This is a genomic window from Streptomyces sp. NL15-2K, assembly GCF_030551255.1.
Taxonomy (GTDB): domain Bacteria; phylum Actinomycetota; class Actinomycetes; order Streptomycetales; family Streptomycetaceae; genus Streptomyces.
Map to the genome: position 1 here is coordinate 5,402,912 of NZ_CP130630.1, position 23,033 is coordinate 5,425,944.

26 protein-coding genes and 2 pseudogenes are annotated in these 23,033 nt (G+C 68.7%); 15 read left to right on the plus strand and 13 right to left on the minus strand.

Annotated features, from left to right (window positions below; all coding sequences use genetic code 11):
• Positions 1-22: 22 nt before the first annotated feature.
• From Q4V64_RS24185 to pstB, 5 genes are all read left to right on the plus strand, one after another.
• Positions 23-445 carry an NUDIX hydrolase gene (locus tag Q4V64_RS24185; RefSeq protein ID WP_124441046.1) on the plus strand — a complete coding sequence of 141 codons (423 nt, stop codon included), beginning with the start codon at positions 23-25 and terminating at the stop codon, positions 443-445.
• 234 nt (positions 446-679) lie between these two features.
• Positions 680-1,804, plus strand: coding sequence for a phosphate ABC transporter substrate-binding protein PstS (gene pstS / locus Q4V64_RS24190; RefSeq protein WP_124441045.1), 1,125 nt, complete (start codon positions 680-682; stop codon positions 1,802-1,804).
• A 141-nt stretch (positions 1,805-1,945) separates the two neighbouring features.
• Positions 1,946-2,953, plus strand: coding sequence for a phosphate ABC transporter permease subunit PstC (pstC, locus tag Q4V64_RS24195; protein ID WP_124441044.1), 1,008 nt, complete (start codon positions 1,946-1,948; stop codon positions 2,951-2,953).
• Positions 2,950-4,005 carry a phosphate ABC transporter permease PstA gene (gene pstA / locus Q4V64_RS24200; protein WP_124441043.1) on the plus strand — a complete coding sequence of 352 codons (1,056 nt, stop codon included), beginning with the start codon at positions 2,950-2,952 and terminating at the stop codon, positions 4,003-4,005. The genes pstC and pstA overlap by 4 nt, the downstream gene beginning before the upstream one ends.
• A gap of 47 nt (positions 4,006-4,052) precedes the next feature.
• Positions 4,053-4,829, plus strand: a complete 777-nt coding sequence (gene pstB, locus Q4V64_RS24205; RefSeq protein ID WP_095752171.1) for a phosphate ABC transporter ATP-binding protein PstB — start codon at positions 4,053-4,055, stop codon at positions 4,827-4,829.
• Positions 4,830-5,841: 1,012 nt separating this feature from the next.
• Here pstB and Q4V64_RS24210 read toward each other — a convergent pair.
• Both Q4V64_RS24210 and Q4V64_RS24215 read right to left on the minus strand, forming a co-directional pair.
• The gene (locus tag Q4V64_RS24210; protein WP_124441027.1) at positions 5,842-6,840 is read right to left on the minus strand and encodes an inorganic phosphate transporter; all 999 of its coding nucleotides are present in this window, start codon (positions 6,838-6,840) and stop codon (positions 5,842-5,844) included.
• An 8-nt stretch (positions 6,841-6,848) separates the two neighbouring features.
• Positions 6,849-7,469, minus strand: coding sequence for a DUF47 family protein (locus Q4V64_RS24215; RefSeq protein WP_124441026.1), 621 nt, complete (start codon positions 7,467-7,469; stop codon positions 6,849-6,851).
• A gap of 233 nt (positions 7,470-7,702) precedes the next feature.
• Here Q4V64_RS24215 and Q4V64_RS24220 point away from each other — a divergent pair, with 233 nt between their 5' ends.
• A complete protein-coding gene (locus tag Q4V64_RS24220) occupies positions 7,703-8,071 on the plus strand; it encodes a metal-sensitive transcriptional regulator (protein ID WP_124441025.1) in 369 nt (122 codons plus the stop codon).
• Between the two features lie 38 nt (positions 8,072-8,109).
• Here Q4V64_RS24220 and Q4V64_RS24225 read toward each other — a convergent pair whose 3' ends face one another.
• Positions 8,110-8,289, minus strand: a complete 180-nt coding sequence (locus Q4V64_RS24225; RefSeq protein ID WP_095752168.1) for a hypothetical protein — start codon at positions 8,287-8,289, stop codon at positions 8,110-8,112.
• A gap of 108 nt (positions 8,290-8,397) precedes the next feature.
• The gene (locus Q4V64_RS24230) at positions 8,398-9,249 is read right to left on the minus strand and encodes a hypothetical protein (protein ID WP_348540806.1); all 852 of its coding nucleotides are present in this window, start codon (positions 9,247-9,249) and stop codon (positions 8,398-8,400) included.
• Between the two features lie 750 nt (positions 9,250-9,999).
• Here Q4V64_RS24230 and Q4V64_RS24235 point away from each other — a divergent pair.
• Positions 10,000-11,547, plus strand: a complete 1,548-nt coding sequence (locus Q4V64_RS24235) for an FAD-binding oxidoreductase (RefSeq protein WP_124441015.1) — start codon at positions 10,000-10,002, stop codon at positions 11,545-11,547.
• Positions 11,548-11,551: 4 nt separating this feature from the next.
• Here Q4V64_RS24235 and Q4V64_RS24240 read toward each other — a convergent pair whose 3' ends face one another.
• The 5 genes from Q4V64_RS24240 to Q4V64_RS24260 all read right to left on the minus strand — a co-directional run bounded on the left by Q4V64_RS24240 (position 11,552) and on the right by Q4V64_RS24260 (position 15,571).
• On the minus strand, positions 11,552-12,259 hold the full coding sequence (locus Q4V64_RS24240; RefSeq protein WP_124441014.1) for a phosphatase PAP2 family protein: 708 nt from the start codon (positions 12,257-12,259) through the stop codon (positions 11,552-11,554).
• Positions 12,260-12,465: 206 nt separating this feature from the next.
• Positions 12,466-13,473 carry a bifunctional lytic transglycosylase/C40 family peptidase gene (locus tag Q4V64_RS24245; protein WP_301184529.1) on the minus strand — a complete coding sequence of 336 codons (1,008 nt, stop codon included), beginning with the start codon at positions 13,471-13,473 and terminating at the stop codon, positions 12,466-12,468.
• Between the two features lie 91 nt (positions 13,474-13,564).
• A complete protein-coding gene (locus tag Q4V64_RS24250) occupies positions 13,565-14,326 on the minus strand; it encodes a trypsin-like peptidase domain-containing protein (protein ID WP_124441012.1) in 762 nt (253 codons plus the stop codon).
• Positions 14,327-14,362: 36 nt separating this feature from the next.
• A complete protein-coding gene (locus Q4V64_RS24255; RefSeq protein WP_253267043.1) occupies positions 14,363-15,094 on the minus strand; it encodes a Uma2 family endonuclease in 732 nt (243 codons plus the stop codon).
• A gap of 33 nt (positions 15,095-15,127) precedes the next feature.
• Entirely contained in the window at positions 15,128-15,571 is a 444-nt protein-coding gene (locus Q4V64_RS24260) for an ATP-binding protein (protein ID WP_124441011.1), read from the minus strand.
• A gap of 204 nt (positions 15,572-15,775) precedes the next feature.
• Between Q4V64_RS24260 and Q4V64_RS24265 the strand changes: the two genes are divergently transcribed.
• From Q4V64_RS24265 to Q4V64_RS24275, 4 genes and pseudogenes are all read left to right on the plus strand, one after another.
• A complete protein-coding gene (locus tag Q4V64_RS24265) occupies positions 15,776-16,621 on the plus strand; it encodes a helix-turn-helix transcriptional regulator (protein ID WP_124441010.1) in 846 nt (281 codons plus the stop codon).
• Positions 16,622-16,629: 8 nt separating this feature from the next.
• Positions 16,630-16,782: pseudogene (locus Q4V64_RS55165) on the plus strand (DUF397 domain-containing protein); the annotation flags it as partial.
• 24 nt (positions 16,783-16,806) lie between these two features.
• Complete coding sequence (locus Q4V64_RS55170) at positions 16,807-17,064, plus strand: DUF397 domain-containing protein (protein WP_253267045.1); 258 nt, start codon at positions 16,807-16,809, stop codon at positions 17,062-17,064.
• 18 nt (positions 17,065-17,082) lie between these two features.
• Positions 17,083-17,271 carry a toxin-antitoxin system HicB family antitoxin gene (locus Q4V64_RS24275; protein WP_124441008.1) on the plus strand — a complete coding sequence of 63 codons (189 nt, stop codon included), beginning with the start codon at positions 17,083-17,085 and terminating at the stop codon, positions 17,269-17,271.
• A gap of 156 nt (positions 17,272-17,427) precedes the next feature.
• On the opposite strand, the pseudogene Q4V64_RS55175 reads toward Q4V64_RS24275, so the two are convergent.
• Positions 17,428-17,849 (minus strand): annotated as a pseudogene (locus tag Q4V64_RS55175) (SDR family NAD(P)-dependent oxidoreductase).
• Positions 17,850-18,234: 385 nt separating this feature from the next.
• Between Q4V64_RS55175 and Q4V64_RS24290 the strand changes: the two are divergent.
• On the plus strand, positions 18,235-19,563 hold the full coding sequence (locus Q4V64_RS24290) for a S53 family peptidase (protein ID WP_124441006.1): 1,329 nt from the start codon (positions 18,235-18,237) through the stop codon (positions 19,561-19,563).
• A 128-nt stretch (positions 19,564-19,691) separates the two neighbouring features.
• Here Q4V64_RS24290 and Q4V64_RS24295 read toward each other — a convergent pair whose 3' ends face one another.
• The gene (locus tag Q4V64_RS24295) at positions 19,692-20,120 is read right to left on the minus strand and encodes an ATP-binding protein (RefSeq protein ID WP_124441005.1); all 429 of its coding nucleotides are present in this window, start codon (positions 20,118-20,120) and stop codon (positions 19,692-19,694) included.
• A gap of 160 nt (positions 20,121-20,280) precedes the next feature.
• Between Q4V64_RS24295 and Q4V64_RS24300 the strand changes: the two genes are divergently transcribed.
• The 3 genes from Q4V64_RS24300 to Q4V64_RS24310 are packed head-to-tail and all read left to right on the plus strand — an operon-like array spanning position 20,281 to position 21,582.
• A complete protein-coding gene (locus Q4V64_RS24300; RefSeq protein WP_172629263.1) occupies positions 20,281-21,126 on the plus strand; it encodes a helix-turn-helix transcriptional regulator in 846 nt (281 codons plus the stop codon).
• Between the two features lie 11 nt (positions 21,127-21,137).
• Positions 21,138-21,329 carry a DUF397 domain-containing protein gene (locus tag Q4V64_RS24305; RefSeq protein ID WP_172629262.1) on the plus strand — a complete coding sequence of 64 codons (192 nt, stop codon included), beginning with the start codon at positions 21,138-21,140 and terminating at the stop codon, positions 21,327-21,329.
• Positions 21,322-21,582, plus strand: coding sequence for a DUF397 domain-containing protein (locus Q4V64_RS24310; RefSeq protein WP_124441003.1), 261 nt, complete (start codon positions 21,322-21,324; stop codon positions 21,580-21,582). The genes Q4V64_RS24305 and Q4V64_RS24310 overlap by 8 nt, the downstream gene beginning before the upstream one ends.
• A gap of 269 nt (positions 21,583-21,851) precedes the next feature.
• Here Q4V64_RS24310 and Q4V64_RS24315 read toward each other — a convergent pair whose 3' ends face one another.
• Both Q4V64_RS24315 and Q4V64_RS24320 read right to left on the minus strand, forming a co-directional pair.
• On the minus strand, positions 21,852-22,619 hold the full coding sequence (locus Q4V64_RS24315) for a hypothetical protein (protein ID WP_253267042.1): 768 nt from the start codon (positions 22,617-22,619) through the stop codon (positions 21,852-21,854).
• 19 nt (positions 22,620-22,638) lie between these two features.
• Entirely contained in the window at positions 22,639-22,953 is a 315-nt protein-coding gene (locus tag Q4V64_RS24320; protein WP_124441002.1) for a hypothetical protein, read from the minus strand.
• Positions 22,954-23,033 lie beyond the last annotated feature (80 nt).

A 23,033-nucleotide genomic window follows, 5' to 3' on the forward strand; every position in this document is an offset into this window, starting at 1 on the left:
TGAAGGAGGCGGTGAACCAGCGGTGAACCATGCGGAGGAAACCCCCGTCCAGGCGGCCGGGTGCGTCCTGTGGCGCCGCTCCCCGGTCGACGGTGAGCTTGAGGTGTGTCTCGTCCACAGACCGAAATACGACGACTGGTCGTGGCCGAAAGGCAAGCTCAAACGCGACGAGGACCCCCTCACCGGCGCGCTGCGCGAGGTCGAGGAGGAGACGGGCTACCAGGCCTCGCCCGGTGCCCGGCTGCCCGAGATGAACTATCTCGCCCACGGCCGCCCCAAGCAGGTCCGCTACTGGGCGGCCGAGGCCACCACGGGCACCTTCGTCCCGAATCACGAGGTGGACCGCATCCTCTGGCTGTCCCCGACGGCCGCCCGCAACCGCCTCACCCAACCGAGGGATCGCACCCTCGTCGACGCCCTTTTGCTGGCCCTGCACCTGACATAGTCGGTGGAATCACCCCGTGTCCTCGACGTAAGCGTTCCGTGACCTAACCACACCGACCGCAGGGGTTCACCCTCCGTTCACTTACGGCCATAGGCGGCTTCACCTGATCTGCCTAATTTCGGCCTTACGCGGTGCGGACCGTGAGTCGAAGTACGGGTCCGCATCACCCAGACTTCGCAGACTCCGCACGCCGCCGAATTTCAGGACGGCGGCTCCTGGAAGGAACTCCCTCAAGTGAAGCTTCAGCGCATGAACCGGCGGGCCCTCACCCTCGGTGCTCTCGTCGTCTCCGGCGCCCTGGCCCTCACGGCGTGCGGCTCGGACGACACCAGCGACGGCGGCGACAACAGCGCGGCCCCGAGCGCTCAGGCCGGCAACATCAAGTGTGACGACGCCAAGGGCCAGCTCCTCTCCGACGGCTCCTCCGCGCAGAAGAACGCGATCGACGCCTGGGTCAAGCAGTTCACCGCCGCCTGTGGTGTGCAGATCAACTACAAGGCCGGCGGCTCCGGCGCCGGTGTCACCGCGTTCACCCAGGGCCAGGTGCCCTTCGCCGGTTCCGACTCCGCGCTGAAGCCCGACGAGGTCGAGGCCTCCAAGAAGATCTGCTCCGGCGGCCAGGGCATCGACCTGCCGATGGTCGGCGGCCCGATCGCGGTCGGCTTCAACGTCTCCGGTGTCGACAAGCTCACCCTGGACGCCCCGACCCTCGCCAAGATCTTCAACGACAAGATCAAGAACTGGAACGACCCGGCGATCGCCAAGCTGAACCCCGGCGTCAAGCTTCCCGACCTCAAGATCCAGGCGTTCCACCGCTCGGACGAGTCCGGCACCACGGACAACTTCACCAAGTACCTGATCGCCACCGCCAAGAGCGACTTCCCCTACGAGGGCGGCAAGGCCTGGCAGGCCAAGGGCGGCCAGTCCGCGCCGCAGTCCTCCGGTGTCGCCGCGCAGGTGAAGCAGACCAACGGCGCCATCGGCTACTTCGAGCTGTCGTACGCCAAGGAGGGCATCAAGACGGTCGCCCTGGACACCGGCGCCGGCACCCCGGTCGAGGCCACCGTCGACAACGCCACCAAGGCCATCGCCGACGCCAAGGTCGTCGGCACCGGCAAGGACCTCGCCCTGGAGCTGAACTACGCGACCAAGGCCGAGGGTGCCTACCCGATGGTCCTGGTCACGTACGAGATCGTCTGCGACAAGGGCAACAAGGCCGACACCCTGCCGGCCACCAAGGCGTTCCTGCGCTACATCGCCTCCGAGGACGGTCAGAAGATCCTCGCCGAGAACGACTACGCGCCGATCCCCGACTCGATCATCTCCAAGGTCCGCACCACCATCGAGGGCCTGAGCTGACCTGAGTGCGGTCCGGTCCAGGGCCTTGAAACCCCGGACCGGACCGCACCGTCCGGTGCACCGCCGCCAGGAGCCGCCGCACACCGCGTCCGGCTCCACCGGGCCGCACGGCACGTGTGGCTCCGCAGACCGGAGAACCCGATGGACATAACCACTAAGAACACAGACGCTCCACCTCCCACCCCCCAGCCGTCCGTGGCCGAGCAGAAGCGCGCGGCCCGGGGCGCCACCCGACCCGGTGACCGGATCTTCCTCGGTCTTTCCCGTGGGTCGGGCATCCTGCTGTTGGTGATCATGGCCGCGATCGCGGTCTTCCTCACCTATCGCGCCTCGCTCGCGATCAGCAAGGACGACGTCAACTTCTTCACCGCCTTCGAATGGAACACGGGCCTCGTCCCGCCGAGGTTCGGCATCGCGGTCCTGGCCTTCGGCACGGTGATCTCCTCGATCATCGCCATGGTCATCGCGGTCCCGATCGCCGTCGCCATCGCCCTGTTCCTCACCCACTACGCCCCGCGCCGGCTGAGCGGCCCCATCTCGTACGTGATCGACCTGCTCGCCGCCGTGCCGTCCATCGTCTACGGCCTGTGGGGCGCGCTGATCCTCGTACCGAACATGAACGGCCTGTTCGGCTGGCTGGACGAGTACCTGGGCTGGACCGGCATCTTCGAGTGGCAGGGCGGCGCACCCCGCTCGATGCTGACCGTCGGCATCCTGCTCGCGATCATGATTCTGCCGATCATCACCAACGTGAGCCGCGAGGTCTTCCGCCAGGCTCCGCAGATGATCGAAGAGGCGGCCCTCGCCCTCGGCGCCACTCGCTGGGAGGTCATCCGCATGGCCGTCCTGCCCTTCGGCCGCTCCGGTGTGATCTCCGCATCGATGCTCGGCCTCGGCCGCGCCCTCGGCGAGACCATGGCCGTCGCGACCGTGCTCTCCCCGACCTTCGACATCCAGACCAGCCTGCTCGACCCGGGCGGCGGCACCTTCGCCCAGAACATCGCCAGCAAGTTCGGTGAGGCCACCGAGATGGGCCGCGACGCGCTCATCGCCTCCGGTCTGGTCCTGTTCGTCATCACCCTGCTGGTCAACGGCGCGGCCCGCGCGATCATCGCCCGCCGCAAGGAGTACTCGGGGGCCAACGCATGAGCAACGCCACCATCGCCGACAAGCGCCCGAGCACCCTGCGCGGTGCGCGCCTGCCCAAGTGGTCGCCGTACGCGATCGCCGCCGGCTCCGTCGCCGTCGCGGTCGGCATCGGCCTGGCCGCCGGCCTGGACAGCAAGATCCAGTGGGGCCTGATCGCCGCGATCCTGTTCGTCCTCGGTACGTACGTCATCGGCTCCCGCGTCGAGGGCCCCCGCCAGGCCAAGGACCGGCTCGCGACCTCGCTCGTCTGGGTCGCCTTCCTGCTGGCCGTGATCCCGCTGGTGTCCCTGGTCTGGTCGACCGTCTCCCGCGGTGTGAAGGTCCTCGACGTCTACTTCCTGACCCACTCGATGGGCCTGACCTCCGACGACGAGGTGGGCGGCGGCATCTACCACGCCATCCTCGGCAGCCTGGAGCAGGTCGGCCTCGCCACGGTGATTGCCGCGCCGATCGGTGTGCTCACCGCGATCTACCTGGTCGAGTACGGGCGGGGCAACCTCGCCCGGGCCGTCACCTTCTTCGTCGACGTGATGACCGGTATCCCGTCGATCGTCGCCGGTCTGTTCATCCTCAGCCTGATGCTGATGTTCGAGATGCAGCCCTTCGGCTTCGCCGGCTCGATGGCCCTGGCCATCCTGATGATGCCGGTCGTCGTCCGCTCCACGGAGGAGATGCTGAAGCTCGTACCGAACGAGCTGCGCGAGGCCTCCCTGGCGCTCGGTGTCCCGAAGTGGCGCACCATCCTGAAGGTGGTCCTGCCGACCTCCATCGGCGGCATCACCACCGGCATCATGCTGGCGATCGCCCGTATCGCGGGCGAGACCGCGCCGGTGCTGCTGCTGGTGTGGGGGAACTCGCTCATCAACAGCAACCCCTTCGAGGGTGCGCAGCAGTCGCTGCCGCTGTACATCTATCAGCAGTACGGCGCTGGTGCGGGTCCGGCGTACGACCGTGCGTGGGCGGCGTCGCTGACGCTGATCGCCTTCGTGATGATCCTCAACCTGGCGGCTCGCGGGATTGCCCGCTGGAAGGCCCCGAAGACCGGTCGCTGACGCGGCCATCGGCGACTGATCTGACGATCTGGAAGTGAAGTAGAGACATGGCCAAGCGAATCGACGTAAGCGGGCTCACCGCCTACTACGGATCCCACAAGGCGATCGAGGACATCTCGATGACGGTCGAGCCGCGTTCGGTGACGGCCTTCATCGGCCCGTCCGGCTGCGGCAAGTCGACGTTCCTGCGCACCCTGAACCGTATGCACGAGGTGACGTCGGGCGGCCGGGTCGAGGGCAAGGTCCTCCTCGACGACGAAGACCTGTACGGCGCCGGGATCGACCCGGTGTCCGTGCGGCGTGAGGTCGGCATGGTGTTCCAGCGGCCGAACCCGTTCCCGACGATGTCGATCTTCGACAACGTGGCGGCGGGGCTGCGGCTGAACGGCAACTACAAGAAGAGCGAGCTGAGCGACGTCGTCGAGAAGTCGCTCAAGGGCGCGAACCTCTGGAACGAGGTGAAGGACCGCCTGAACAAGCCCGGTTCGGGTCTCTCGGGTGGTCAGCAGCAGCGCCTGTGCATCGCTCGCGCGATCGCGGTGGAGCCGAACGTCCTGCTGATGGACGAGCCGTGCTCGGCCCTGGACCCGATCTCGACGCTGGCCATCGAGGACCTGATCGGCGAACTGAAGGAACGGTTCACGATCGTCATCGTGACGCACAACATGCAGCAGGCGGCGCGGGTGTCCGACCGTACGGCGTTCTTCAACCTGTCGGCGGTCGGCCAGCCCGGCAAGCTGATCGAGATCGACGAGACGGAGCGCATCTTCTCCAACCCGTCGGTCCAGGCGACGGAGGACTACATCTCCGGCCGCTTCGGCTAGACCGCCACTCGAACCCCTCGCGGTGCTGCATGGCGGTGCCACCGCGAGGTCCCAAGGGCCCGCCCCTGGTTTCCGGGGGCGGGCCCCTTGTGTTCGTGCGGGTGCCTCCGGCGGTGGGGCGGGAGGCCTGCGGCGGCCTACGCGGGTGCCTCCGGCGGTGGGGCCGGGGTGCGGAGTCCTGCGCGGGTGCCTCCGGCGGTGGGGCCGGGGTGGGGAGTCCTGCGCGAGTGCCTCCGGCGGTGGGGCCCGGGTGCGGAGTCCTGCGCGGGTGCCTCCGGCGGTGAGGCCCGGGTGTGGAGGCCTGCGGCGGCCTGTGCGGGTGTGGTGGGGTGCGCGTAGCGCCTACTGCTTTGTCGGGGGTCGGGGCCGTGTCGGGGGGTGTCCGTCCTCGGAACGGCGCGGAATCGGTCACCTACCAACTCGCCCGTGTTGACGCGCCAACCGCTGCGGGCGGACACCCCCCGACACGTCCCCTTCCCGCCGTGGGCGACTGCGGGTACGTGGTCCGTCCGCGCCGGCGGAGCGCAGCCCGCCCGCGTCAGCCGCGGCCAGCCCGTCCGCCCAGCTGCGCGCACCCCGTCCACACCAGCCGCGCGCACCCCGTCCACACCAGCCGCGCGCACCCCGTCCACACCAGCCGCGCGCACCCCGTCCACACCAGCCGCGCGCACCCCGTCCACACCAGCCGCGCGCACCCCGTCCACACCAGCCGCGCGCACCCCGTCCACACCAGCCGCGGCCAGCCCGTCCGCCCAGCCGCGTCAGCCGCGGCCAGCCCATCCGCCCAGCTGCGGGCATTCGTGCCGCCTGGGGCGGCACGGGTGGGCGCAGGCGGCACCCCGTCAGCGCCGGGCCGCGCGTCCCACCCCGCCCAGCCGAAGAGCGCGGGCCTGCCGACCGAGTCGGGTGGTGGGGTGGGCGCAGGTCCGGGGGTCTGGGGGCGGAGCCCCCAGCGAGGCCCGCGCCCGCGCCGGGTGGCCGGAACACGGACGGCGCCCGGTGCACCCGCGTCCTACAGGAACGCCAGGTTCACGACCCCGAACGCGCACGCCGCTACGAACGCCGCCGCCGGCATCGTGATGAACCACCCCAGGATGATGTTCTTGGCAACCCCCCAGCGCACCGCGTTCACCCGCTTCGTCGCCCCCACACCCATGATCGCGGACGTGATCACATGGGTCGTGGAGATCGGCGCCTTGAAAAGGAACGCCGTGGCGAACATGATCGACGCCCCCGTCGTCTCCGCCGCGAACCCCTGCGGCGGATCCAACTCGATGATCTTCCGCCCGAGGGTGCGCATGATCCGCCAGCCCCCCGCATACGTCCCGAGCGACAACATCACCGCACACACGATCTTGACCCACACCGGGATCGGATCGCCGTAGTCCTCCACATCGGCGATGACCAGCGCCATCACCACGATGCCCATCGTCTTCTGGGCGTCCTGGAGACCGTGCCCCAGCGCCATACCGGCCGCCGAGACGGTCTGGGCTATGCGAAAGCCGCGCTTGGCCTTGTGCGGGTTCGCCCGGCGGAAGATCCACATGATCGCCGTCATCACCAGATAGCCGGCCAGCAGACCCACCACCGGCGACACGAACATCGGGATGACGATCTTCTCCAGCACCCCGTGCCAGTACACCGTCGTACCGCCGGCCAACGCCGCGCCCACCATCCCACCGAACAGCGCGTGCGAGGACGACGACGGCAGCCCGTAGTACCACGTGATCAGGTTCCACGTGATCGCCCCGACCAGCGCCGCGAAGAGGATCCCCATCCCCTTCGAGCCTTCGGGCGTCTGGATCAGACCCTCGCTGACGGTCTTGGCGACCCCGGAGCCGAGAAACGCGCCGGCGAGGTTCATCACCGCGGCCATCGCCAGCGCCGCCTTCGGCGTCAGCGCCCGCGTCGACACCGACGTCGCGATCGCGTTCGCCGAGTCGTGGAAGCCGTTGGTGTACGTGAAGAAGAGCGCGACCGCGATGGTCACGACCAGAGCGAAGGTGTCCATGGAAGCGGTCAGGACTCCTTGACGGCGATGGTCTCCACCGTGTTCGCCACGTGCTCGAACGCGTCGGCCGCTTCCTCCAGCACATCCACGATCTGCTTGAGCTTGAGCACCTCGATGGCCTCGTACTTGCCGTTGAAGAGGTGCGCAAGAAGCTTTCTGTGGATCTGGTCGGCCTGGTTCTCCAGCCGGTTGACCTCGATCCAGTACTCGGTGAGGTTGTCCATCGTGCGCAGACTCGGCATGGCTTCGGCCGTCAGTTCGGCTGCCCGAGCCAGTACCTCGATCTGCTGCTCGACGCCCTTGGGCAGTTCTTCGACGTTATAGAGGACGACCAGGTCGACGGCTTCCTCCATGAAGTCCATGATGTCGTCGAGGGAGGACGCGAGGTTGTAGATGTCCTCGCGGTCGAACGGCGTGATGAACGAGGAGTTCAACTGGTGGAAGATCGCGTGCGTCGCGTCGTCACCTGCGTGTTCCGCGGCCCGCATACGCTCTGCGATCTCGGCCCGGCCGGCGGTGTCCGCCCCGAGCAGTTCCATGAGGAGTTTCGAGCCAGTGACGATGTTGTCCGCGGACGCGGCGAACATGTCGTAGAAGCTCGTCTCCCTGGGGGTCAGACGAAAGCGCACTTGGGGTCCTCGGGGTGCTTCGGTTTGGGTCAGGCTGATGCTAGGCGCATCATCCGGCCACGGCTAATGGGCCGTCCCCCAGTGTCGCCCATCAGGCAGGGTGGTCGGCAGGGGGGCCGCCCAGTGGTCCAGTCCAGCCTCTGTTCGCCACATCGGCCACAGGCCCTATACCCGGGAAAGTTCGGTACGATATACCCAGCCGGGGTATATCTCTGGAGCACGTGGAGGACGCCATGACGACCACCGAGGCCGGCGCAGGGACGCCCTCTGCCATCGAGGCCGCCGTAGAGCCGGAGGTCGTGACCGATCACGACCGCGGTGTGCACGGGTACCACAAACAGAAGGACGAACACCTCAAGCGTCTGCGCCGCATCGAGGGCCAGATCCGTGGCCTGCAGCGGATGGTCGACGAGGACGTCTACTGCATCGACATACTCACGCAGGTGTCCGCCTCCACCAAGGCCCTGCAGTCCTTCGCCCTGCAACTGCTGGAGGAGCATTTGCGCCACTGCGTCGCCGACGCGGCCGTCAAGGGCGGCGCCGAGGTCGACGCGAAGGTGGAGGAGGCGACGAAGGCGATCGGCCGGCTGCTGCGGACCTGAGCGCCGGGCCGGCGACGGGCGCCTCCGGTTGACCTGCCTTACTCGCCGGAGGCGGCCGCGCGTTCTTCGGCCACCCGCAGCACCTCGTCGATGCTCTCCAGGCTGAGCCGGTCCTCGCCGGCGGCCGAGGCCGCGATGATCAGCTCTCCGCACAGTTCGATCTCGGCGAGGGCCACGTGGTCCTGAACTGCCGTACCGCCGACCGGAGCCACGCGCATCACCTCTTCTCTGCCGTCACCGGCTTCCTAGAGTAGGGAGCGCCCTACACACCGCGCATGGCACGGACGGGCTAGTTCTTGACGCCCGTCACGTCTCCGCGTCCCGCCTCACTCCTCGGCGATCTTCCCCGCGTAGATGTCCCCGGCCACCGGCAGCCGTACGTCCACCGGGACCCCGAAGGCGTACAGCAGCGTCGTCGAGGCGACCGCGACGGTGCCCTTCTGCTGCCCGTTGGCGAAGCTGAACCGGTGCCGGACCTTGCGGATACGGCCCTCGTCGTCGAGGTAGACGTCGAACGGCACTTCGGCCGTGGCGAACCCTTTCGCCGCCGCCGCGAGCGGCCCCTTGTTCCCGGCGGACGCGCCCCGGGCCGCCGCCCCGAGGTCCGCGGTCCCCCGGTAGTGCCGCACCTCGGTCCCCGCGATCTCGGTCTTCCCCACATACGTGGCCGTCCGCGTCCCGCGCAGCACCTCGGCGGCGGCGAACGGATCGGTGACCCCGCCGGTCACCAGGTTCCCGTCGGAGAGCGTGGCCGTATCGACCCGCACCCACTTGTCGGCGGGCACTCCGGCTCCCCGGTTCTTCATGAACAGCGCGCCGGGCGCGAGGAGTTCGGTGATGGGCCGCCGCTCACTGCTCCCCGCCGGATCCTGCGGCAACAGCACCTTCAAGCGCCCCAGCCGCTCGCCGAAGTCGTACACACCCTCGCCGCGAATGGTCACCCGGGTCCCGCCGGTGGCCATCTCCATCGACGTACGTGCTTTCGAACTCCCCGCATCCACCAGGGTGTCGGCGGCCCGGTGCAAGGTCTCGACGGGATCGCCACCCCGGCCGTCCGCACCGCCGGCAGCCCCATTCGCTCCGGAACACCCCCCGATCCCGAGGCACATGCCGGCCACGACACCCGCGACGACAGCCGCGCCCGCCCCTCCCGCCCGCCTTTCCTGCCGCTCCGCCATCGCCTGTCAACCCCCAGCCGGTACGTCCGTCACGGGCTTCACGTCGTTCCGGTTAACGACGGGTAGATAACCCCGTCACGCACATACCGGTCCTTTACCTGGCGTGGGTAGCGTTGTCAGTGTGGCGCAGCAGGACAGAGTCCCCCCACCCCCCGACCAACCGACCCACCGCACAACGACCACCGACCAGGGCCGCTTCTGCACGGCCCACTGCACTTGCGGCTGGCGCGGCCCGGCCCGCAGAGCGAGAAGCCAGGCCCGAACGGACGCGCAAACCCACATGAACAACTGACGCCGCCCCACCCGACCACCAGCCCACGGCCAACCGCCCCACGTCAGCCCACGGCCAACCGCCCCACGTCAGCCTCCGGCCAACCGCCCCGCGTCAGCCTCCGGGTAGCTGCCCCACGTCAGCCTCCGGGTAGCTGCCCCGCGTCAGCTACGGGCAGCCGATCCGCCAGCCTGCGGCCAGCCGGTCCACCCAGCCTGCGGCCAGCCGCCCCTCGTCAACCTCCGGCCAGTCGATCCGCCCAGCCTGCGGGCATTCGTGCCGCCTGGGGCGGCACGGGTGGGCGCAGGCGGCACCCCGTAGCGCCGGGCCGCGCACCCCACCCCCGCCCAGCCCCCACGCCGGGCGGCTGAAAACGCCGGGTGCCCGTGCCCCACCCCCAGCCGCCAACCTCCCGCACCATGGAACCCTCACCCCCACGACGCCGTCTCGTTCCACGAAGGCCGACGAAAGGCACGGACATGGAACGGCGCACACTGATCGCCGCCGGCGCAGCCACCCTCACGGCAGCGGCAACGGCCTGCAAAGCCACCAGCGACGCCAACACGCCGACAAAGTCCAGCCCCCGGCTCCAGACCACCGGCACCACCGGCACCACCACCCCCGCCAACTGGTCAGCCCTGGCCCGCGACCTCGACGGCCCCCTCGTCCGCCCCGGCGACACCGCCTGGCCCACCGCCCACCAGCTCTACAACACCCGCTTCGACGCCCTCAAACCCGCCGCGGTCGCCTACGTCGCCCACCCCGACGACATCCGCACCGCCCTCGCCTACGCCCGCGCCCACACCCTCCACGTGGCGATACGCAACGGCGGCCACTCCTACGCCGGCTGGTCCTCCGGCAACGGCCGCCTCGTCATCGACGTCTCCGAACTCAACCGCGTCCGGGCAAGCGGCAACACCGCCGTCGTCGGCGCCGGCGCCAAGCTGATCGACGTCTACCGCGCCCTCGCCGCGAAGGGGGTCACCATCCCCGCCGGCTCCTGCCCGACCGTCGGCGTCTCGGGTCTCACCCTCGGCGGCGGCCACGGCGTCGTGTCCCGGGCCTACGGCCTGACCTGCGACAGCCTCACCCAGGCCACCCTGATAACGGCGGACGGCAAGCAGCTCACCGCGAACGCCCGTGAGAACAAGGACCTGTTCTGGGCCCTGCGCGGCGCGGGCAACGGCAACTTCGGCGTCGTGACGGAACTGCACTTCAAGACCCACCCGGCGCCGCAGGCCGTGACGGCGTACCTGTCCTGGCCGTGGTCGAAGGCGGCAGCCGTCGTCAGGGCCTGGCAGGAGTGGGGCCCGACCCAGCCGGACGAGATCTGGTCCTCACTCCACCTCGCCGGCAGCTCCGCCGGCACCACCACCGTCTCCGTCGCGGCCTTCTCCATCGGCACGTACGGCGAACTCAAGAACGCCGTCGACCGCCTCGCCGACAAGGTCGGCGCCCCGGCGAGCAGCGTCTCCCTCAGGCGCCGCGGCTACGAGGAGGCGATGGAGATCTACGCGGGCTGCTCGTCCTTCTCGACGGACGCCCAGTGCCACCTCCCGGGCTCGACTCCGGGCCGCTCCCCGCAGGGCGCCCTGGGCCGGGAGACGTACGCCGCACGCTCGGACTTCTTCGACCGCTCGCTCTCCACGGCGGGCATCCAGACGCTGCTCAAGCAGCTGAAGACGGTACGCGGCGGCTCGGGCAGCATCATGATCACCGCGCTCGGCGGAGCGGTCAACCGCGTCTCTCCCACGGCGACGGCCTTCGTCCACCGCCGTTCCCGGATGCTGGCGCAGTACATCGCGTCCTGGCGCGCCGGCACGAGCGGTGCCACCGCCCAGTCCTGGCTGACCTCGGCGCACACGGCGATGAAGCCGTACGCCTCGGGCGCCGCCTACCAGAACTACACGGATCCGACCCTGAAGGACTGGCGCAAGGCGTACTACGGAGACGCGGCGACCCGCCTGGCGAAACTGAAGAAGCAGTACGACCCGACCCGCTTCTTCACCTACCCGCAAGCCCTGTAGGCGCCTACGCGGCCAGGTCCCGCTCTTCCGCCCCCGCGGCCTCCCGCCGCGCCCCCGGAATCACGGCGCCCTGCCCGTCGTACGACCGCCCTCGCGCGCGGATCAGCCGTCCCGCCCTCGGCGATCGTTCCACCGCCTTCGTCACCGGCGTGAGCAGGGCCATGGCCACGGGCGACAGCAGCAGCGCGACGGCCGTACCGAGCGCGAAGCCTCCGACCACGTCGGTCGGGTAGTGCACACCCATGTAGATCCGGCAGAAGCCCTCCAGGAGCGCGAGCCCTATCCCGACGAGCCCGAACTTCCGGTGGGCGGCGAACAGCGCGACGCCCACCGCCATGGTGATCGTCGCGTGATCGCTCACGAAGGAGTAGTCGGTCTTGCCGGAGACCAGGACGTCCAGCCCCTGGTGGGTGCGGAAGGGCCGGGGCCGTTCCACGAAGCCCCGTATCGGCACGTTCACCAGCACCGCGATACCGGCCGCCAGTGGCGCCCACACCAGCGCGGCCACGGACGACGCCGCGTCCTCACCGCCCCGCCGCCGCACCGACCACCAGCACCCCAGCACGAGCAGCACCATGGCGACGAGCAGGCCGTACTCACCGACGTACTCCATGACCTTGTCGAACCAGTACGGTGCGTCCTTGGCCAGGCCATTGATGTCGTACAGGAGATCGACGTCGGGGTTCGACCCGGATTGTGCGAGTCCAGCCATGGTGCGCGGCCCCTTCGTCGTCTCTCCCGGCGCACTCCGTGCGCGCCGTTTCTGCCCACCCCCGTGGTGTGTAGGTCCGGGTTCCGGCTACGTCCCAAGGAACGCACGGCTCCTGTCCATACGTTCCACACTCCACCGAATGATCACGCAGACGTTATCGAAGAGAGACTCATCATCGCAGCTCAGGGGGCTGCTTCACGCTCGGTTCACACCGTCGTGGGGAGTGCTTTCGCGCCATCTTCGGTGACCCGGGTGGCGCCGAAGTAGTCGGGGGTGTCGATGGGATCGAACCGGATCACCGCACCCGTGTAGGGTGCGTCGATCATGTACCCGCCCCCCACATAAATCCCGACATGCCGGATGGCCCGGGAATTGGTGAGATCGTCCGAGAAGAACACCAGATCGCCGGGCAGCAGCTCGTCCCGGGAGGGGTGCGGCCCCGCGTTGTACTGGTCGTTGGCGACGCGCGGCAACGTGATCCCGACGCTCTCGTACGCGGCCTTGGTCAGCCCCGAGCAGTCGAACCGTCCGCCCTGATCAGCCGTGCCGTTCCCGCCCCACAGATACGGCGTGCCGAGCTTCTTCTGCGCGTAGGAGATCGCCGCCGCGGCCTGCCGGGACGGATCGACCCGGCCGACGGGAGCGGCGAAGCTCTGCTCCAGGGTCGTGATCGTCTTCACGTAGTTCTGGGTCTCCTTGTACGGCGGCACGCCCCCGTACTTGATGACCGCGTAGGACCCCGCGTTGTACGAGGCCAGCATGTTTTCGGTCAGATTCCCCGGAACGTCTTTGACGTACGAGGCGAGTTTGCAGTCGTACGACGCGGCAGACGGAATCGCGTCGTTCGGATCCCATACGTCACGGTCGCCGTCCCCGTCACCGTCCATGCCGTGGATGGCCCAGGTCCCGGGAATGAACTGCGCGATCCCCTGCGCCGCGGCCGGACTCTTCGCGTCCGGATTGAACCCGCTCTCCTGGTAGAGCTGGGCGGCGAGCAGCGCCGGATTGATGGCGGGGCACAGGTTGCCCCACTTCTGCACGAGGGTCGAGTAGGCGGCGGGCACGGCCCCCTTGGCCAGCGCTTTCGTCCCTCCGCCCACCCCGTTGGAGAGGTTCCCGGCGACGACATAGACCCCGACGACGAGCAGCATCACGAAGGACAGCGCGGCGCCGACAGCAACGGTCACCGCGATCCATGCCTTACGCACCGTCAACCGCCCCTCGGCCACTGGGAGTCCGCCTGCGTCAGTCTAGGAGCTTCCCACCCGGAGCTCCGCGCAACCGACGCGCTCAGTGGGCGAGACCTCAGCTCCCCGGACATGGACCGATGGCGGCGGTCCGGTAGAGCGCCGCCGCCTCTCCTCCCAGGACGACGCTGTACGACACATCCGCCGTCGCCCCGCCCTCCTCGTGCCCACCGAGGATCCCCACGACCTTCCCGTCCCCGTCGACCCACGGGCTGCCGCTGGTCCCACCGGTGAAGCCAGGGCACTCGATGCGTTGTTGCGTACGGCTGTGGGCGGCGGGCTTGTTGGTGCAGCTGACGGGCACTTCGCGGGAGTCGGGATACCCGGTGACGGTCACCGCGGTCGCCCCGGTCGCCGTCCCGGTGACGAAGCGATTCCCGCCGACGACGTCCTCGACCCGCTCGCCGTGCCGTTCGCCCACGTCGGCGAAGCCCACGTCGCTGTCCTCGTCCTGCCTCTTTGCCCACCCATCGGGCAGATACGTCTTCCCGACCTTCCATACCCCGTACGGCGCGTGGCCGTCCCGGTATCCGGGCACGAACACCAGCTCCCCGGTACCGCTCAGGCAGTGCGCGGCGGTGACGAGGAGGTCCCGCCGCGGACTGTGCACGACGGACGCGGTACAGAAGTGCCCGCCGGCGAGCCGGGAACCCCGGTCGGCTGCGAACAGGGCCCCGACCCGCGCGGTCCACGCGCTCGCCGCCGCGACGGTGGTCACCCCCAAGGGACCCATGCCGTCGTCGGCCGCCGCCTCGGAGGCCGAGGTGAAGGCGAGCAGTACGGCGACGGCGTAGAGGACAGAACGTGGGACGCGCTTCATCGGAACCCACCCTTCCGCACGAAGGTGAGAAACCGGTCAGGCCTTCGTCCGACGCGGAGAGTCCCCGTACACCGGGAAGCCGTCCGTGACGATCTCGATGCCCAGAGGCTCGGGCAGGGGTACGGACTCACCGAACTTCCCGGGCAGTACGTCCTTGTAGGCGCCGTTGTCCGGGTGGGTGTGCATGGCCCACGTGCCGTTGCGGGGGTCGATGACGAGGAGCACAGGGACCCGCGCGACGGCATACCAGTCGGCCTTGTCCCGGATGTCACGGGACTTCTCGGACTGGGAGATGACTTCGACAGCGAGCGCGGTGTCCTCCGGGGCGGCCAGCCAGTCGTCATCGTCCTCCCAATCCACGGGCAGGACAATCAGATCCGGAGTCACGTAGTCGTCGGGATCTTCCGGCAGAGCGATCGAGGACACCTCGTACACGTCCAGCCCGTCGGGCAGAGCCGCCGCCTCAAGCTGCCGGCGCAGACGCTTCACCACACCCGCGTGCTTGCCACGCGGAGTCGGGGACATCACGAGCTTTCCTCCCACGATCTGCACCCGCAGACCCGTCGCAGCCTCGATCTTTTCGGCGGCCTCGCGCAGATTTCCCGGACGGGGCCGCGGATACATCCGGGCACCCGGCGACACGGACATGGCTCGCTGCCTCCGTCCCTCCACCTCTTCGGCTGCGCGAGCGGGTTCGGTGGGAGGTCCGACATCCCGCTCGGCGTCGAATCCACCGTACTGCTTGCTCCGCTGCTCAAGCTTCACCACTCAACTCCCTCCTCACTCCCCGAGCACACACGATTACTTTACGTCGCCCCGCTGACACTCCGCCCACAACAACTTCCCACCCTTCGACGCCCCCAGCTCCCGCAACACGGAAGCGCCCCACGAGTCCGCACAGGCGCGTACGAGGTGCAGCCCACGCCCGTCCTCGGCATCCGTCGGCGGTACGGCCATGGAGGCACCGTCGGCACCAAAGCAGGGCGGCACCCTCGGATCGGTGTCCCATACGGCGACTCGGAGGCGGTCGGGCTCCATCGCTCGGAGGCGCAGGGCGTAGGGGCCGGCGGTGTGACGGTGGGCGTTGGCAAGCAGCTCTGAGGCCAACAGTTCGGCGGTGGGGGTGAGTTCGGTGAGGCCATGGGCGGCGAGGACGGTACGGAGGGTTGCGCGGGCGATCCCCGGTGCGTGTGGATCGTGCGGGAGGTGGAGGGTGTAGGCCCAGGGCGGGGATACGGTGGCCATGGAAGTCTCCGATCACTGAGGGGTGTTGGGAGGTTGCGGATGGTTGCGGATGGATGCCCAGTGACCACGCCGCTCCGTCGAGCGGGGCACTTCTGGGCGGGGGCCCAGTTGTAAGGTAGCGGCGAACAGTGAATACGTTCACCATTTCCACCTGATCGCGTTCATCAACACCCGTGTGAGTGACAGCAAGGAGGCGGCAAGCCCGTGAGAAGCCCAACGGGTCGCCAACTGCGTTTCGGCGCTGAGCTGCGCAAACTCCGTGAGCGAGCCGGTCTCAGCGCCACCGAGGCCGGTCAACTCCTGGGAATCAAGCAGGCCCAGGTCAGCAACATGGAGGCCGGCCGCGTCGGCGTGAGCCCCGAGCGGGTACGCGCGATTGCCTGCCACTACGACTGCCCGGACAAGGCCCTCGTAGAGGCGATCGCCACGATGACAGGCGACCGGAAGCGCGGCTGGTGGGAGCAGTACCGCGAGATCCTGCCCGCTCCCCTCCTCGACCTGGCCGAACTGGAGCATCACGCCCGGGCGTTGCGCGACTCCACCACCGCTCGCATCCCGGGCCTGCTCCAGACCCGCGAGTACGCCCTCGAGATCTTCCGCCAGGCGGTCACCGAACTCTCACCGCCCGACATCGAACACCGTCTTTCGTTCCGCATCAAGCGGCAGGCGATCCTCTTCCGTGACGACAACCCGACCCCGTACGAGGCGATCGTCCATGAGGCCGCCCTCCGTATGAAGGTCGGCGGCCCCACAGTTGCCCGGCAGCAGCTCCAGCACCTGCTCGACATGAGCGATCGGGACCACGTCACCCTCCGCGCAATCACCTTCGACGTCGGCGCCTACCCCGGATCCGGACAATCCATCTACTACGCCCGCGGCCCGGTACCGCAACTGGACACCGTGCAACTGGACCAGTCCCACGGTGTCGCGTTCCTGGACGCCGAGGCACAGTTGCACAAGTACCGCACGCTGTTCGACCGGATCGAGGCCGTTGCCCTGAGCCCGGAAACGACCCGAGCCCTGATCCACAACGTGATGCGAGAAATGTAGAGGCCCTCATGAACCTGACCTGGCAGAAGGCGTCGTACTGCAGCGAAGGCAACTCCTGCGTCCACGTCGCCTCCACTCCCGAAACGGTCCATCTCACCGAAAGCGGCGACCCCACCCAAGCGATACTCACGGCCACCCCGGCCGCCTTCGACGCCCTCCTCGCCGTACTCAAGAAGGAATCCCCCGTGTCTGACATCCCCCCGAACCTCACCTGGGAACGCGCCGCCCCACCCGACGCCACCGGCCCGGGCCCCTGGATCGAGATCGCCTTCGGCGAGGGAGACGACGGCGACGCCCCCGTCTACCTCCGCGAGACCAGCGACCCCGACACCGTCGTCACGACGAACCGCCGCAAATGGGACGCCTTCGTACTCGGCGTACAGGCGGGCGAGTTCGACCACTTCGTGGAGGGGCTGGAGAAACCCGACAACCCGGCGGTATGACTCAAGCATGACGCAGGTATGACGACGAAGATCACCGTGTCGCTCTCCGACGACTCCGCCGGTTACGTTCGTACTCACGCGCCTGAAGGCAACGTGTCCGCGTTCATAGACCGCCTGGTCCGGCGACAGATCACGCTGGACGCGGCCAAGCAGCTGGCCGCCGCCGGTTACCGCCCGGACCTGGACGGCGAGGGCGACGCGTGGTGAACAGGGGTGACATCTGGCAGGTCAAGGGCACACGAGGCGAACGCACAGGGACCAATCCCTGCGTGCTGTCCTCGACCTTTGATTGGCAGATCTGTTCCAGGGGGCGAGCCGCCCGAGCTGCGGTTTTACCTCCCGGACGTGGAACAGATCTGCCAATCACTCCCTGCCTGCCCCCGCCGGGACCACGGGGAAGGTCGCCCCGGTCAGCTCCTCCGATACCGTCCACAGCCGCCGGGCGGCGACCGCGTCGCTCGCCGCCGTCGAGCGGCCCACCAGCGTGGGGGCGCCCCGCATCTCGGCCATCCCGTCGCGGCCGACGCAGCTCGCACCGGGGAGGTCCTGGGTCGCCGCGTAGAAGGTCGGCAGGGCGCCGGCGCGGTCGTCCTGGCCAAGAACGCCGCTGCCGCCCGGCCCCGCTCAGGATCCCGTACGGCGAACACCACGTGCGCCCCCGCACGCGCCAGCGCGTCCGCCGCCCTGAGGCCGATGCCGCTGTTGGCGCCGGTGACGATCGCCGTGTGGCCGGTCAGGTCGGGGAGGTGGCTCGGACCCCACGTCTTCTGCTCGGTCTCCACCACGGTGACCTCCGCTCCGCCCTGCTGGCCGCCGCCGAGCGAACCCTGCGCGAGAAGGGGGGCGCCCCCCTCTCGCTGCGCGAGCTGGCCCGCGAGGTCGGAGGAGCGGCGCCATCCTCCACGGCCTCGCCGCCTTCACGGCGCACCGCTCTGTGCTCCCTGTGCGCCGGGTCAAGGCGAGGGCAACCCCCGTCCGTCGGGCGGCCATTGATCAGTAAGCCCCCAACCCCCTTCAGTAAGGCGGAAGTCAGGATTCAGCAGCCCTCCTTGTTGTCACGTACTCAACAAGCGACAGTCGTCGGCGGGCCGCCGCCCGCTGCCGGGGACCACGTACCGGTGGCATCACCACCCGCACCGCCCCTGTCAACCACTCTCAGGAGGCAGTCCGTTGCGTACGTCGACCCCCAACACCCCCTCCACACACGGTAGATCGACCCGACTGACACGACTGACCCGACTCGGTTCCGCCGTAGCCACCGCCGCGCTCGTCCTAGCCGGACTCGGCACCTCAGCCGCCCAAGCGAGCGCCACCCCGGAAACGGCCGCCAAGACCGCCAAGGTGACCTGGACGGCCACCCCCTGCGCCACGCCCAAGAAGAAGGGCGAACTGGCCTGCGATTCGGTCCGCGTCACCGGCGGCGTCACCGCCTTCCAGAAGCAGCAGACGACAGCGGACGGCGTCACGCCCGCGGCCGCCGACGCCTCCACCCCCTCCGGTTACGGCCCGTCAGACCTCCAGAGTGCCTACGGCCTGACCTCCGCCGCCGCCTCCAAAGGCTCCGGCGAGACCATCGCGATCGTCGACGCCTACGACGACCCGAACGCCGAGGCCGACCTCGCGAAGTACCGCTCGTACTACGGCCTCACCCCCTGCACCACCGCCGGCGGCTGCTTCAAGAAGGTCGGCCAGACCGGCTCCACGACCTCCCTGCCCCCCGCCGACAGCGGCTGGTCCCAGGAGATCTCCCTCGACCTGGACATGGCGAGCGCCACCTGCCCGCAGTGCAAGATCCTGCTGGTCGAAGCCAAGTCCGCGACGATGGCCAACCTCGGCACCGCGGTGAACGAGGCCGTGTCGCTCGGCGCCAAGTTCGTCTCCAACAGCTACGGCGGCTCGGAGTCCTCGTCCGACACGTCGTACGACTCCTCGTACTTCAACCACCCGGGCGTCGCCATCACCGTCAGCGCGGGCGACTCCGCCTACGGCGCCGAATACCCGGCCGCTTCCCAGTACGTCACCTCCGTCGGCGGCACCAAGCTCTCCACCGCCTCCACCAGCCGCGGCTGGACCGAGAGCGTATGGAAGACCAGCAGCACCGAGGCCACCGGCTCCGGCTGCTCGGCGTATGACGCCAAGCCGAGCTGGCAGACCGACACCGGCTGCGCCAAGCGCATGATCGCGGACGTCTCGGCCGTCGCCGACCCGGCGACCGGCGTCTCGGTCTACGACTCCTACGGCGTCACGGCCGGCTGGTACACCTTCGGCGGTACGAGCGCCTCCGCACCCCTCATCGCGGGCGTCTACGCCCTCGCCGGCACCCCGTCCAGCGGCTCCTACCCGGCCAAGTTCCCCTACGCGCACACCTCGGCCCTCAACGACGTGACGTCCGGCACCAACGGCACCTGCCCCACCAGCTACTTCTGCACCGCCGGCGCCGACTACGACGGCCCGACCGGCTGGGGCACCCCGCAGGGCGTGAGCGCCTTCACCGGCTGACCTCCGGATCACCGACCTCTGACCACCGCACCGACCACCGAACCGATCTCCGAATCGAACGGGCCGCGGCATCCCGCCGCGGCCCGTTCGTCATGAGGCCATCACCACGACCGCTCACCGACTGGCCGTCACTGACACTCCGCCCACAACAGCTTCCCGCCCTTCGCCGCCCCCATCTCCCGCAGCACGGACGCACCCCACGAGTCCGCACAGGCCCGCACGAGGTGCAGCCCACGCCCGCCCTCGGCATCCGTCGGCGGTACGGCCACGGAGGCGCCGTCGGCACCGAAGCCGGGCGGCACCCTCGGATCGGTGTCCCATACGGCGACTCGGAGACGGCCGGGTTCCATCGCACGCAGGCGCAGGGCATAGGGGCCGGCGGTGTGACGGTGGGCGTTGACAAGCAGCTCGGAGGCCAGCAGCTCGGCGGTGGGCGTAAGTTCGGCGAGGCCGTGGGCGGCGAGCACGGTACGGAGGGTTGCCCGGCCGATCCCCGGTGCGTGTGGATCGTGCGGGAGGTGGAGGGTGTAGGCCCAGGGCGGGGATACGGTGGCCATGGAAGTCTCCGATCACTGAGGGGAGTTGAAGTTGTGCGGTGCGTTGCCCCCAGGGATGAAGGTAACGGGAAGCTGTAAGTTCTTAGACCTAGAAGCCTGAAGTGCTTCAGTATTCATGCGTGTGGGTGACCCGTAAGGCTGAAGGAGACGAGCGTTGGCGATGAGAAGCACCCCCACCGGCCGTCAACTCCGGTTGGGGGCCGAGCTGCGCAAACTGCGCGAGCGAGCGGGCCTGACCTCGACGGAGGCCGCGCAGCTTCTCGGGATCAAGCAGAACCAGGTCAGCAACATGGAGGCCGGCCGCCACGGGGTGAGCCCGGAACGCGTACGCACCTTGGCCTGCCACTACAAGTGCAGCGACGCGGCACTCGTCCAGGCGCTCAGTGACATGACCGCCGACCGGAAACGCGGCTGGTGGGGGGAGTACCGAGAGATCCTGCCCACCGCCCTGCTCGATCTGGCCGAGGTGGAGCACCACGCGAGACGCCTGCGCGCTGCCGTGACCGTGCACATCCCCGGACTGCTCCAGACCACCGACCACGCACGCGAACTGTTCCGCCAAGTCGTGCCCGAGTTCTCACCGCCCGACATCGAGCACCGCGTGTCGTTCCGCATCAAACGCCAGGCCGTCCTGTTCAGAGACGCTCCAGCCCCTTACCTCGCGATCATCCATGAGGCGGCCCTCCGCATGCGGTTCGGCGGCACCTCCGTGGTCAAGGGACAGTTGCAGCACCTCCTGGACATGAGCGAGCGGGACGGCATCACCCTGAAGGTGCTTCCGTTCGCCGCCGGTTCCTTCTCCGGTTCAGGTCAATCGATCTTCTACTCCAGCGGCCCGGTGCCACAGCTCGACACCGTCCATCTCGATCAGTCACACGGTCCCGTCTTCCTCGACGCCGAGGCCCAGCTGGACACGTACCGGGTTCTTCTCGACCGCCTGGAATCCCTGACCCTCGGCCCCGAGCAGTCCCGTGACGTCATCCACCGTCTGCTCAACGATCTGTGAGAGGACCCCCCATGCCCATACTCACCACCTGGAAGAAGTCGTCCTACTGCGGTACGGGCGACTCCTGCGTCCACATAGCCGCGTCCGGCGGAACGATCCATCTCACCGAAAGCGCCGACCCCCACGGAGTCATACTCGACGCCCGCCCCCCGGCCTTCAGCGCCCTGCTCGCCGTACTCAAGAAGGAATCCCCCCGTGTCTGACATCCCCCCGAACCTCACCTGGGAACGCGCCGCCCCACCCGACGCCACCGGCCCGGGCCCCTGGATCGAGATCGCCTTCGGCGAGGGAGACGACGGCGAAGCCCCCGTCTACCTCCGCGAGACCAGCGACCCCGACACCGTCGTCACCACGAACCGCCGCAAGTGGGACGCCTTCGTACTCGGCGTACAAGCAGGCGAGTTCGACCACTTCGTGGAGGACATCGAGGGGCTGGAAGATCGACCGCATACATAGAAGCCGCGTCTACGCGCTGCTGATCGACACACCCGAACCCGAAGCCGCCGCGACCTTCTGGTCCGCGGCGCTCGGGGCACCCGCCCGTGCGGTCCCCGGGGCAGAGCAGTTCACCGTGCTGCACGAGGCCCAGCGAGGCCCAGCCCGGCCTGGTCACCGCGGTGCAGGCGGTCGATGACACGCCTCGCTTCCAACTCGACATCGAGATGGACGACGTGGAGGCCGAGACCGCGCGACTGCTCGACCTCGGCACGACACAGGTGGCGAGGTCACCCAAGAGCCTGTTTGACCTGTGTGCGTACCCCGTCGTCGCCCACAGTGGAGAGGTAGTCGGCGAACTGACGAGTCTCGGGAGTCTTCGCGCGCTGCACGATCGCCACAGCGTGGACGAACGCACGGTGACCGGCATCGTGGCTCAGCACATCCTGCGCGAGGCTGACGGCCGTGGCCGCGTCCACGGTCGCCACCGCCGCGGCCAGGTCAACGAGCTGGGTCGCCAGGTCGAACCTCTGCGGCCGACGCCCGGCCAGCGACGCAGCCCCCCGCGCCACAACGGCCCGGATGTCGGGAAGGACGTCAACCACAGTCTGCGTGTCGAGCAGATCGCCAAGTTTCTCGTCGAAGTACTCATGGTCCGCGATCCGCACCAGAGAGCGGAACGCCTCAGTCCGGCGGGCCCATGTCTGCTTCTCCCGCGCCAGCACATCGCTGTCCGACACGGCCAGTGCCAGCTGGGCGAAGGTGTTGTCGACGGAGAACTTGCGATCGATGAGGATGTCATACCAGGGCGCCCGCTCAGGATCACGAGCCGCGTCGATCACCGCATCGAAGCCCGCCAGCTCTGCCCAGGTCGTCAACGCGACACACGCCAGGAACCGCTCCCGCTCCCCGGCCACGCGATCATTCAAGAGGTCGACCAGCCCCGGCACTCGCTCGCGGTGCCGAGGATCATCAAGGGCCTCGTAGATGACATCCTCGACGTCCGATACCGGCTGCCCGTCGAAATCCGTACCAAGCAACTCGTCGAACCGGCTCAAGGTGGTCTCCTTCGTGATATCAGCCACCGAACGGACCCTCGATGTACTCACGCGGGACGACGCCCTTGATCAGCCATTCCTCGTCACGTCGGGTGTTCATCATGTCGATCATACGTTGGGCGATGCGCTTGGCCTTGGTGTTACTAAGGGCCATCGACCGAGCGAGCTCTTCCGCCTGGGACTTGGTGGTGCCCGGCGGTACGGTCAGGTCCACAGGCCTTCCAGCGATCTTGTCTGCGTTCTCCTGAATCATGCTCTGCACCCGCTCCGGTGGATAGACCTCGACGTCCGTGACGCGACCGGTGGCGATGTCGTCCCCCAGACCGCAGGGCACAGTCCAAGTCCACCTCAGGGTCATCCAGGTCGATGCGGGGCAAATGAGCGCCAGCACCGTCGGGCACCACTGGATCCACC

Excerpts from the sequence above, each read along its gene's own strand:
- Q4V64_RS24300 (WP_172629263.1), top strand. The coding sequence starts at position 20,281 with ATGAGAAGCACCCCCACCGGCCGTCAACTCCGGTTGGGGGCCGAGCTG.
- Q4V64_RS24275 (WP_124441008.1), top strand. The coding sequence starts at position 17,083 with ATGACGACGAAGATCACCGTGTCGCTCTCCGACGACTCCGCCGGTTAC.
- Q4V64_RS24295 (WP_124441005.1), bottom strand. The coding sequence starts at position 20,120 with ATGGCCACCGTATCCCCGCCCTGGGCCTACACCCTCCACCTCCCGCAC.
- Q4V64_RS24240 (WP_124441014.1), bottom strand. The coding sequence starts at position 12,259 with ATGGCTGGACTCGCACAATCCGGGTCGAACCCCGACGTCGATCTCCTG.
- Q4V64_RS24305 (WP_172629262.1), top strand. The coding sequence starts at position 21,138 with ATGCCCATACTCACCACCTGGAAGAAGTCGTCCTACTGCGGTACGGGC.
- Q4V64_RS24260 (WP_124441011.1), bottom strand. The coding sequence starts at position 15,571 with ATGGCCACCGTATCCCCGCCCTGGGCCTACACCCTCCACCTCCCGCAC.
- Q4V64_RS24230 (WP_348540806.1), bottom strand. The coding sequence starts at position 9,249 with ATGGCGGAGCGGCAGGAAAGGCGGGCGGGAGGGGCGGGCGCGGCTGTC.
- pstA (WP_124441043.1), top strand. The coding sequence starts at position 2,950 with ATGAGCAACGCCACCATCGCCGACAAGCGCCCGAGCACCCTGCGCGGT.
- pstC (WP_124441044.1), top strand. The coding sequence starts at position 1,946 with ATGGACATAACCACTAAGAACACAGACGCTCCACCTCCCACCCCCCAG.
- Q4V64_RS24225 (WP_095752168.1), bottom strand. The coding sequence starts at position 8,289 with ATGCGCGTGGCTCCGGTCGGCGGTACGGCAGTTCAGGACCACGTGGCC.
- Q4V64_RS24220 (WP_124441025.1), top strand. The coding sequence starts at position 7,703 with ATGACGACCACCGAGGCCGGCGCAGGGACGCCCTCTGCCATCGAGGCC.
- Q4V64_RS24250 (WP_124441012.1), bottom strand. The coding sequence starts at position 14,326 with ATGAAGCGCGTCCCACGTTCTGTCCTCTACGCCGTCGCCGTACTGCTC.
- pstB (WP_095752171.1), top strand. The coding sequence starts at position 4,053 with ATGGCCAAGCGAATCGACGTAAGCGGGCTCACCGCCTACTACGGATCC.
- Q4V64_RS24210 (WP_124441027.1), bottom strand. The coding sequence starts at position 6,840 with ATGGACACCTTCGCTCTGGTCGTGACCATCGCGGTCGCGCTCTTCTTC.
- Q4V64_RS24235 (WP_124441015.1), top strand. The coding sequence starts at position 10,000 with ATGGAACGGCGCACACTGATCGCCGCCGGCGCAGCCACCCTCACGGCA.